Raw genomic sequence first — 10,372 nt, 5'->3', positions numbered from 1 at the left:
ACCCCCGCCCGGGAAGTCTTGTGGGTGGGTGCGGCCGACAGTTTCATAGTGTTTCGGTGGTCATAGCGTGAGGGAAACGCCCGGTTACATTCCGAACCCGGAAGCTAAGCCTTACAGCGCCGATGGTACTGCAGGGGGGACCCTGTGGGAGAGTAGGACGCCGCCGAACAACCTTTCAGAAGAAGCCCCTACCGGTAACCGGTAGGGGCTTCTTCGCGTTTCCGGGCCCGCACGCTACCCTCTCAGCCAGCAGCACGAGGCGGCACGGAGAGGCACACGGCGTTGCAGAACCTGACCCTTTCCTGGCAGACCTCCGGCGGTTCCGCGGTGGCGCTCTTCGCGGGCTCGTACGCCGTGCACCGGACGCTGCCGGCCCGCCGTACCGTGGTGGCGGTGCTGCGCGAGGCCGGTATCCTGCTCGCCCTGTTCGCGCTCTGGCAACTGGTCGGCCAGCTCTCGCTGATGTCCAGTGACCATGCCCTGGACCGCGCGGAGTGGATCCACCGCACCGAGCTACGGCTCGGGCTGCCCGACGAGGCCTCCTGGCAGCGGGCGGTGACGCCCTACCCGGTACTGGTGCGGCTGGCCAACTACTACTACGCGGCCATGCACTTCGGCGTGATGCTGGTGGTGCTGCTCTGGTTGTTCCTGCGGCACCGGGCCCGGTACGCCTGGGTGCGGACCACGGTGGTACTGGTGACGGCGGCCTGCCTGCTGGTCCAGTTCATCCCGGTGGCGCCGCCGCGGATGCTGCCGGACCAGGGCTTCGCCGACCTGGCGGCCCAGTACGGCCAGTCCGTCTACTCGGCCGGGATCGGCGGGATGCACGCGGACGAGCTGTCCGCGATGCCCTCGGTGCACGTGGCCTGGTGCGTCCTGGTGGCCGTCGCGGTGATCGCGGTGGCGGAGTCGCCCTGGCGCTGGCTGGTCCTGCTGCACCCGGTGCTCACCGTCGCCGTCGTGGTGGTGACCGCCAACCACTTCTGGGCCGACGGCCTGGTCGCCGTCTGGCTGCTGATGCTCGCGTACGCCGTGCAGTACGGCGCGGCCAGGCTGCGGCGGGCACGCGCAGGCGGGGTCGGTCAGGAGAGTCCTGACCAACCCCGCCCGGTGAGCTCGGTGCGCTGACCGGACTCGGCGCACCGGCTCAGGCACCGGCCGTTCCCCCGGTCACCGCACCGGTCACCGCACCGGTCACCGCACCGGCAGCGCCGTCCGGCCCCACCCGCTGTTGGTCAGCGCGGCGGTGGCGGAGTACCAGCTGAGCAGCCCGGCCACCGCGGCCAGCCAGCCGGCCGTCTTGACCAGGCCGCCGGTGCTGCCGAAGGTGCCGATCGCGCCGAGCAGCAGCGCGAGGGTCAGCAGGCCGTAGATACCGCGGCCGAGCCAGCCGGTGTGCCAGGCGGCGGCCGCCAGGCTCAGTGCGAGCAGCGCCCAGAGCAGCATGAACAGGCCCGCCGCGTTCTTGCCGGCCGCGGCGCCGGAGCCCGCCGCCCAGGTGGCCCAGAAGGCGCCCAGGCAGGCGAAGGCCGTGCCGTGGAAGGTGTCGCCGCTGCGGAACTGCCACAGGCCGGCGACGAACAGCGCGACCCCGCCGACCAGGTGGGCGAGGCCCGCCGCGTCGGCGACGCCGGTGCCGTGCAGTACCCCGGTCTGCAGCAGGCCGTAGGCGAGAAGGGTCAGGCCGAGTGCGAGGTAGCCGAGCGGACCCGCGTCGAGTGCGCCGGATCGGGCGTAGGCCCCGGAAGCGTCACTGCTCACCGGAGGCTCCTTTCGTGGTTCGTGTCTCGTGTGCGGAGAGTGATTTCGGGCATGGCCCAGCCGCGTTCGTGCGCAGGCGTGCGGGCGCGCGGGGCCGCAGAAGGAGGGGTGGGTGGGTGAGGCGCCGGCGGATCCACAGCCGTCGCGGTGGCCGTAGCGGGCCCTTGGGGGCCGGTGAGGGGACCGGGAGCGGCCGGATCACCGACTAGCAGGTGTCTACCCGCCAGGCGACCGCTTGTACCCTTGTGAATCAGAGAATTTGATAATCAGTCAGCCCTCGGCGCGCCAAGCGTGCGCACGTCAGGCAGGTGGTTGCGGCCTCAGCCCTGCCGCTGGAGCGGGACGCGCAGCGCGATGATGGCCATGTCGTCGGAGGGCGGCTCAGGGGCGAACCGCTCGACCGCCCGCTGCACCCGGGCCGCCACGGCGCCGGCGGTCAGCCCGGTACACCCGGTGAGCACCTCGGCCAGCCCGTCCTCGCCGAGCATCCGCTGCCCCTCGCGCCGCTCGGTCACGCCGTCGGTCACGCAGAGCAGCACGTCGCCCGGTTCCAGCACCACCTGCTCCGCCGTCAGCTCGAGCTCCTCCAGCACGCCGAGCAGCGGCTGGGACTCGGCGGCGGGGGTCACCTGGCCGTCGGCGCGCAGCCGCAGCGGCAGCGGGTGCCCGGCGCAGACCAGGCTCAGCTCGGTGCGCCCGTCCTCGCGGGGGGTCAGCTCGCCGTAGAGCAGGGTGAGGAAGCGGCCGCGGCTGCCCTCGTCGAGGATCGCCCGGTTCAGCCGGGTGAGCACCTGCGGCGCGGCGAGCCCCTCGCGGGCCAGCAGCCGCAGTGAGTTGCGAGCCAGCCCGGTGACCGAGGCGGCCTGCGGACCGGTGCCGCAGACGTCGCCGATGGCGAAGCCGTAGGTGCCCTCGCGGATCGGGAACAGGTCGTAGAAGTCGCCGCCGACCTCGTTGCCCTCGCCGGCCGCCTGGTAGAACACCTCCACCTCGACACCGGGGATCTTGGGCAGCTCCGGCGGCAGCAGGCTGCGCTGCAGCGCCCGGCTGGTGGCGGAGCGCTCGGAGTACAGCCGGGAGTTGTCCATCGCCAGCGCGGCCCGCCGGGACAGGTCCTCGGCCAGCTCCAGGATCTCCTGACGGAACGACACCCCGGTCCGGGTGCCCAGTACCAGCAGGCCGATCACCCGGTTGCGGGCGCTGAGCGGCAGCACCACGGTGTCGCCGATCAGCCCGGCCGGTTCGACGGGGGTGAGCTCCTCGGCCGGACCGCTCCAGAACGCGGTGCCGGCGGCGGCCACCGAGGTCGGGGCGGAGGTGCGGCGCAGCAGGGCGCGCAGCGGGTCGATCCGGTCCTCGTCCTCGTGCAGCACGAAGGCGAGTTCGGGGGTGCGGCTGTGCTCGGCCAGGGTGTAGACCGCGCACCAGGAGGCGAGCGTGGGCACCGCCATCTGGGCCATCAGGGCGAGTGTCTGCTCGTGCTCCAAGGTGCCGGCCAGCAGGTCGGAGGCCTCGACCAGGAAGGACAGCGCGCCCCGGCGGCGGCGTTCGCGCTCGGCCAGCCGGGCGTTCTCCACGGTCAGGGCGATCCGGTCGGCGGCGAACTGAAGGCGCAGCGCCTGCTCGTTGTCGTACTTGCCGGGGCTGCCGGCGGCGACCGCGAGCGAGCCGATCAGCCGGCCCTCGACCTTGAGCGGCACGGTGATCAGCGAGCGCAGGCCGGTGCCGGCCAGCAGCGGGACGGCACCGGGCCGGACCGCGAGGTCCTCGTGCACGGCCGGCAGCCGGGCGGAGTCGTAGCGGGCCGGGCCGGCGTCGAGCGGGATCCGCACGTTGCGGGCCCGCCCGGCGGGCAGGCCGGTGGAGGCGCGGACCTCGAACTCGCTCTCGTCCTCGCTGGTGAGCAGCAGGTAGGAGGCGTCGCCGTCGAGCAGGTCGCGCGCCCGCTCGACGGTCTGCTGGAGCAGGCCCGGCAGGTCGTCGGTGGGCGCGGGGTCGGGCAGCAGTTCGAGCGGCTCGATGGCGCCCCCGGCGGGCACACCCGCGGTGGTGACCCGGTCGGGGGTGCGCAGCACCGCCCGGTCGCGCTGCTGGACCAGCAGGCACAGGGCGGCGGGGGAGCCGGTGGCGTCCAGCACCCGGACCTGCGAGCCGTAGACCTCGATGGTGCGCTGGTCGGCGCGGCGGATCCCGTAGGAGCCCTCCCAGCGGGCCAGGCCCAGCACCTCGGTCAGGCTGCCGGCCGGCGAGCCGGGCCAGACCACCAGGTCGGCCCAGGCGGTGCCGAGCACCTCGGCGGCCGTGCGGCGGAACAGGCCCTCGGCATCGGCGTTCCAACTGCGCACCAGGCCGGCGGCGTCCAACTGCACCACACCGACCAGCACCGGGCCGTCGGTGCTGGGCAGCACCTCGCCGGGGGCCTGGGGCAGCGCGTACCGGGTGCCGGGCAGCGCCCGCTGCAGCGGCAGCCGGAACCAGACCGTCTTCTGCCCGGCGGCGTACTCCACGCCCCAGCGGCTGGACAGCACCGAGCACATCAGCAGCCCGCGCCCGCCCTCGCCCTCGGCGTCGGCGAAGTGCTCGGAGACCTCGGCACCGGCACCGGCGTTCGGGGTGGCGGCGAAGGCCGGCAGGCCGCGCTCCGGGTGGTGGTCGGTGACCCCGATCTGGACCGAGTCCTCCTCGCGCAGGCAGCTCACCTCGGCGGCCGTCCCGGCGTGCACCACGGCGTTCGTGACCAGCTCGCTGACCAGCACCACGGCGTCGTCCACCACCTCGGGCAGCCCCCAGCCCAGCAGCGCGTCGCGGACGAAGCCGCGCGCGGCCGAGGCCGACCGGCCGTCCGGCTCGAAGGTGGCGGCTGCGCGCGCGGTGACCACGGGCTGCTTCTCCTCTGCTGCTTCGGGTACGGCTTCGGCGGCTGGCGCCGCCGGGCGGTCGGTGCGGGCCGGCCAGGGCGAGGCGCAGCGTCCCACCCTACTTTCCGGGTGGCCTCCCCGGGGGCGAGGGGGACCGAAACGGTATCCCCGGAGTGATTCTGCCCACCACAACGCCCACACATCGGTGTGAGCCTGCGCAAAGGGGGTCATCTGCGCCGGTCGGAACTGTCAGACTGGGGGATCCGCGGTAGCGGCGCTCCGGCCCGTCCGTGGACAGCAAGCCAACCGCGATGTGGGAGGTCCCGTTGAGTTCGGCCACCAAGGACGCTATCGGGCAGGCCACCACCGGGCCGAAGGGCGCACCCACGGGCCGTGGTGCGCGTTCGGCCACCGCGCCCCGTGGCGGTGCCGGGCGCCGGGCGGCCCACGGCCGCGGAGCCGAGCCCGCCGAGCTGCGCAAGCTGCTCGGCGCGCTGACCGCGATGCGGGACGGCAACTTCCGCCGCCGTCTCACCATTCCGGGTGACGGGCCGATGGCGGAGATCGCCGCGGTCTTCAACGAGGTGGCCGAGCGCAACCAGCACCTGACCGGCGAGCTGGCCCGGGTGCGCCGGGCGGTCGGGCGCGAGGGCCGGTTGACCGCGCGCCTGGAGAACGGTGCGGGCGAGGGCGCCTGGGCCTCGGCGGTGGACAACGGCAACGCGCTGATCGACGACCTGGCCCGCCCGATGGCCGAGGTGGGCCGGGTGCTCTCCTCGATCGCCGAGGGTGACCTGGACCAGCGGATGGAGCTGCGCTCGGCCCAGCCGGACGGGGGCAGCCAGCCGTTGCGCGGCGAGTTCCTCAAGGTCGGCCGGACGGTGAACGCGCTGGTGGAGCAGCTCTCCGAGTTCACCGACGAGGTGACCCGGGTGGCCATCGAGGTGGGCACCGAGGGCAAGCTGGGCGGCCAGGCCCGGGTCCGTTCGGTCTCCGGCAGCTGGAAGGACCTGGCCGACTCGGTCAACACGATGGCCGGCCGGCTGACCGCGCAGGTGCGCAACATCGCCGAGGTGACCACCGCGGTGGCCAAGGGCGACCTCTCGCGCAAGGTCACGGTGGACGTGGCCGGCGAGATGCTGGAGCTGAAGAACACCGTGAACACCATGGTGGACCAGCTCAACTCGTTCGCCGCGCAGGTGACCAGGGTGGCCCGGGACGTGGGTACCGAGGGGCGGCTGGGTGGTCAGGCGCAGGTGCCGGGGGTCGCGGGGGTGTGGCGCGACCTGACGGACTCGGTGAACTTCATGGCCAACAACCTGACCGACCAGGTGCGCAACATCGCCCAGGTGACCACGGCGGTGGCCCGCGGCGACCTGTCGCAGAAGATCCAGGTGGACGCCCGGGGCGAGATCCTGGAGCTGAAGAACACCATCAACATCATGGTCGACCAGCTCTCCGCCTTCGCGGACGAGGTGACCAGGGTGGCCCGGGACGTGGGGACCGAGGGCATCCTGGGCGGCCAGGCCACGGTGCCCGGGGTCTCCGGGACCTGGAAGGACCTGACCAACAGCGTCAACTTCATGGCGTCCAACCTGACCAGTCAGGTGCGCAACATCGCCGAGGTCACCACGGCGGTGGCCCGCGGCGACGTGTCGAAGAAGATCACCGTCGACGCGCGCGGCGAGATTCTCGAACTGGTCACCACCGTCAACACGATGGTCGACCAGCTGAGCGCCTTCGCCGACGAGGTGACCCGGGTGGCCCGCGAGGTGGGCACCGACGGGATCCTGGGCGGCCAGGCCCGGGTGCGCGGGGTCTCCGGCATCTGGAAGGACCTCACCGACAACGTCAACTTCATGGCGAACAACCTGACCAGCCAGGTCCGCAACATCGCCGAGGTGGCCACCGCGGTGGCCCGCGGCGACCTCTCCAAGAAGATCACCATCGAGGCCCAGGGCGAGGTCGCGGCGCTGGCCGGCACCCTGAACACGATGGTCGACCAGCTGAGCGCCTTCGCGGTCCAGGTGACCAGGGTGGCCCGCGAGGTGGGCACCGACGGCATCCTGGGCGGCCAGGCGGACGTGCCGGGCGTGGCCGGCATCTGGAAGGACCTGACCGACAACGTCAACCAGATGGCCAACAACCTCACGGGGCAGGTGCGCAACATCGCCCTGGTGATCACGGCGGTGGCCCGCGGCGACGTGTCGCAGAAGATCGACGTGGACGCCCGGGGCGAGATCCTGGAGCTCAAGACCAGCATCAACACCATGGTCGACCAGCTGAGTTCGTTCGCCGACGAGGTGACCCGGGTGGCCCGCGAGGTGGGCACCGACGGGCGGCTCGGCGGCCAGGCCCGGGTGCCCGGGGTGGACGGTACCTGGCAGGACCTGACCGAGTCGGTGAACGAGCTGGCCAACAACCTGACCCGGCAGGTGCGCGCGATCGCCCAGGTGGCGACCGCGGTGACCCGGGGTGACCTGTCCCTGCGCATCGACGTCGACGCCTCCGGCGAGATCGACGAGCTCAAGGACAACATCAACCAGATGATCGCCAACCTGCGCGAGACGACCAGGACCAACCAGGAGCAGGACTGGCACAAGACCAACATCGCCCGGTTCTCCGGCCTGCTGCAGGGCCGGCGGGACTTGGAGGCGGTGGCCTCGCTGATCATGAGTGAGCTGACCCCGGTGGTCTCCGCCCAGCACGGCGCCTTCTTCCTGGCCCAGCCGGCCGGCCGCTCCTCCGAGATGCTCACCGAGGACGACGACGAGTCGGACACCGTGCTGCGGCTGATCGGCTCCTACGGCTACCAGCGGCGCTCGATGCCGACCACCTTCCGCCCCGGCGAGTCGCTGGTCGGCCAGGCCGCGGTCGAGAAGCGGCCGATCAGCCTGACCGAGACGCCCCCCGGCTACCTGCGGATCTCCTCGGGGCTGGGCGAGTCGGTGCCCGCGCACGTGGTGGTGCTGCCGGTGCTCTTCGAGGGCCGGCTGCTCGGCGTGATCGAGCTGGCCACCTTCTCCACCTTCACCACGGTGGTGATGGACTTCCTGACCCAGGTGGCCGACCTGATCGGCGTCACCGTCAACACCATCAGCGTCAACACCAAGACCGAGGGCCTGCTGCTGGAGTCGCAGCGGCTGACGGCCGAACTCTCCATGCGATCGGCCGAGTTGGAGGCCCGGCAGGAGGAGCTGGAGCGCACCAACGAGGAGCTCCAGGAGAAGGCCGAGCAACTGGCCCAGCAGAACCGCGACATCGAGATCAAGAACAGCGAGATCGAGGAGGCCCGCAAGGTGCTGGAGGAGCGCGCCGAGCAGCTCGCGCTCGCCTCCCGGTACAAGAGCGAGTTCCTCGCCAACATGTCGCACGAGCTGCGCACCCCGCTCAACTCGCTGCTGATCCTGGCCAAGCTGCTCTCGGACAACAACGAGGGCAACCTGTCGGCCAAGCAGGTCGAGTTCGCCGACACCATCCACGGGGCCGGCTCCGACCTGCTCCAGCTGATCAACGACATCCTGGACCTGTCCAAGGTCGAGGCGGGCAAGATGGACGTGCGCCCGAGCCGGATCGCGCTGGTGCAGCTCACCGACTACGTGGAGGCCGCGTTCCGCCCGCTCACCACCGAGAAGGGCCTGAACCTCACCGTCACCGTCTCGCCCGAGCTGCCGCCCACCCTGCACACCGACGAGCAGCGCCTGCAGCAGGTGCTGCGCAACCTGCTCTCCAACGCGGTGAAGTTCACCGACTCCGGCGGGGTACGGCTGGAGATCCGGCCGTCCGGCTCGAACGTGCCGCAGCACGTCCGGGAACAGCTGCTGGAGTCCGGCCAGATCGGCTCGCCGGACGCCCAGCTGGTGGCCTTCTCGGTGACCGACACCGGGATCGGCATCCCCGAGGGCAAGCTGCGGGAGATCTTCGAGGCGTTCAAGCAGGCCGACGGGACCACCAGCCGCAAGTACGGCGGCACCGGCCTGGGCCTGTCGATCAGCCGGGAGATCGCCCGGCTGCTCGGCGGCGAGATCCACGCCGACAGCGAGCTGGGCGCGGGCAGCACCTTCACCCTCTACCTGCCGCTGCACGCCGACGCACCGGGCAGCGCCGCGGAGCGGTCCGCGAACGGGAACGGCCCGGCGCGCGCCGCGGTCGGGGTGACCCCGACCGGCCAGCCGGTGCCGGTGGGCGAGAACCCGGCCGACCACTGGGCGCAGGAGGTGCGCGAGCTGGCGCTCGAGCGGCGCCGGGACGCGGTCAAGCGCCGCCGCGGCGTACTGCAGCCCCCGGCCCTGCCGAGCCCGGGCCAGGAGACGGTGCCGGAGGCCCGCTCCGGCGCGAGCGAGCACTTCACCGGCCGGTTCGACGGCGAGGAGGTGCTGATCGTCGACGACGACGTGCGCAACGTCTTCGCGCTCACCAGCGTGCTGGAGCAGTACGGCCTGACCGTGCTGTACGCGGAGAACGGGCGCGAGGGGATCGAGGTCCTGGAGCAGCACGAGAACGTGGCCCTGGTGCTGATGGACATCATGATGCCGGAGATGGACGGCTACGCGACCACCGAGGCGATCCGCCGGATGCCCCAGTTCGCCGGACTGCCGATCATCGCGCTGACCGCCAAGGCGATGAAGGGCGACCGGGAGAAGAGCATCGAGGCCGGTGCCTCCGACCACGTGACCAAGCCGGTGGACACCGACCACCTGCTGGCGGTGATGCGCCAGTGGCTGGGGGCGCGCGGGTAGCGCCCGGACATCGGCGTTTACTGGCGGGCCGGACCGGGAACCCGCTAGGGTCACTCATCGTTGCGAACAGTAACCGAGTGGCGACGGTGTGCAGGAGCACACCGCCGTGTTCGGCATCCGATAGGGCTGGGCAAGGGGGTGCGGCTAGCATGACCGGGTCGGTGGCGGGCGGTACACGGGTGCCGTCGCGCGGCAAACAGGTGGGCTATCCGGCAGGAGGGCGGGTCGTGGTGCAGAAAGCGAAGATCCTCCTGGTCGACGACCGACCGGAGAACCTGCTCGCGCTGGAGGCCATCCTGTCGGCCCTGGACCAGACGCTGGTGCGGGCCGCCTCCGGCGAGGAGGCGCTGAAGGCGCTGCTCACCGACGACTTCGCGGTGATCCTGCTGGACGTGCAGATGCCCGGGATGGACGGCTTCGAGACCGCCGCCCACATCAAGCGCCGCGAGCGCACCCGGGACATCCCGATCATCTTCCTCACCGCGATCAACCACGGGCCGCACCACACCTTCCGCGGCTACGCGGCCGGCGCGGTGGACTACATCTCCAAGCCCTTCGACCCGTGGGTGCTGCGCGCCAAGGTCTCGGTCTTCGTCGACCTCTACATGAAGAACTGCCAGCTCAAGGAGCAGGCCGCCCTGCTGCGCCTGCAGCTGGAGGAGGACAGCCGGATCGGCCGGGAGAGCGCCGAGCCGCTGCTGGCCGAGCTGTCGGCCCGGCTGGCCTCGGTGGAGGAGCAGGCGGAAGCGCTGACCAAGCAGCTGGCCGAGTCGCCGGACACCGGCGCCGCCGCCACCGCCGGGCACCTGGAGCGCAAGCTGGCCGGCCTGCGGGCCGCGCTGGAGGCGCTGCGCCCGGGGGCACAGCAGACCTGACGCCGGGTCGGCGGCCCGGGCGGCCCGCTGCGCCGCCCGGGTGAGCGCTACAGGCCGTCGCGGCGTGTCGACCACCCCGGGCGACACGCCCAGGGCATGACGGTCGGTCATGTGTCCGGTGCTGCGGCCCGCCGGTAGG

At 72.1% G+C, this 10,372-nt stretch carries 5 protein-coding genes and 1 rRNA gene; 4 read left to right on the top strand and 2 right to left on the bottom strand.

Annotation, left to right across the window (positions count from 1 at the left end):
• Nucleotides 1-52 precede the first annotated feature (52 nt).
• Both rrf and C7C46_RS20860 read left to right on the top strand, forming a co-directional pair.
• A 5S ribosomal RNA gene (gene rrf, locus C7C46_RS20865) occupies nt 53-169 on the top strand.
• A 113-nt stretch (nt 170-282) separates the two neighbouring features.
• A complete protein-coding gene (locus C7C46_RS20860) occupies nt 283-1,128 on the top strand; it encodes a phosphatase PAP2 family protein (RefSeq protein WP_110671401.1) in 846 nt (281 codons plus the stop codon).
• A gap of 66 nt (nt 1,129-1,194) precedes the next feature.
• On the opposite strand, the gene C7C46_RS20855 is transcribed toward C7C46_RS20860, so the two are convergent.
• The gene (locus C7C46_RS20855) at nt 1,195-1,761 is read right to left on the bottom strand and encodes an acetate uptake transporter (protein WP_110671400.1); all 567 of its coding nucleotides are present in this window, start codon (nt 1,759-1,761) and stop codon (nt 1,195-1,197) included.
• Between the two features lie 320 nt (nt 1,762-2,081).
• The gene (locus C7C46_RS20850; RefSeq protein ID WP_245984623.1) at nt 2,082-4,640 is read right to left on the bottom strand and encodes a SpoIIE family protein phosphatase; all 2,559 of its coding nucleotides are present in this window, start codon (nt 4,638-4,640) and stop codon (nt 2,082-2,084) included.
• A 290-nt stretch (nt 4,641-4,930) separates the two neighbouring features.
• On the opposite strand from C7C46_RS20850, the gene C7C46_RS20845 reads away from it, so the two are divergent.
• Nucleotides 4,931-9,358 carry a HAMP domain-containing protein gene (locus C7C46_RS20845; RefSeq protein WP_110671398.1) on the top strand — a complete coding sequence of 1,476 codons (4,428 nt, stop codon included), beginning with the start codon at nt 4,931-4,933 and terminating at the stop codon, nt 9,356-9,358.
• Nucleotides 9,359-9,585: 227 nt separating this feature from the next.
• The gene (locus C7C46_RS20840; protein ID WP_110671397.1) at nt 9,586-10,233 is read left to right on the top strand and encodes a response regulator; all 648 of its coding nucleotides are present in this window, start codon (nt 9,586-9,588) and stop codon (nt 10,231-10,233) included.
• Nucleotides 10,234-10,372 lie beyond the last annotated feature (139 nt).

It is taken from the genome of Streptomyces tateyamensis, from assembly GCF_003205575.1.
Classification (GTDB): Bacteria; Actinomycetota; Actinomycetes; order Streptomycetales; family Streptomycetaceae; genus Kitasatospora; species Kitasatospora tateyamensis.
Note: the sequence above shows the minus strand (reverse complement) of the source record. Positions and strands in the feature narration are given on the sequence as shown.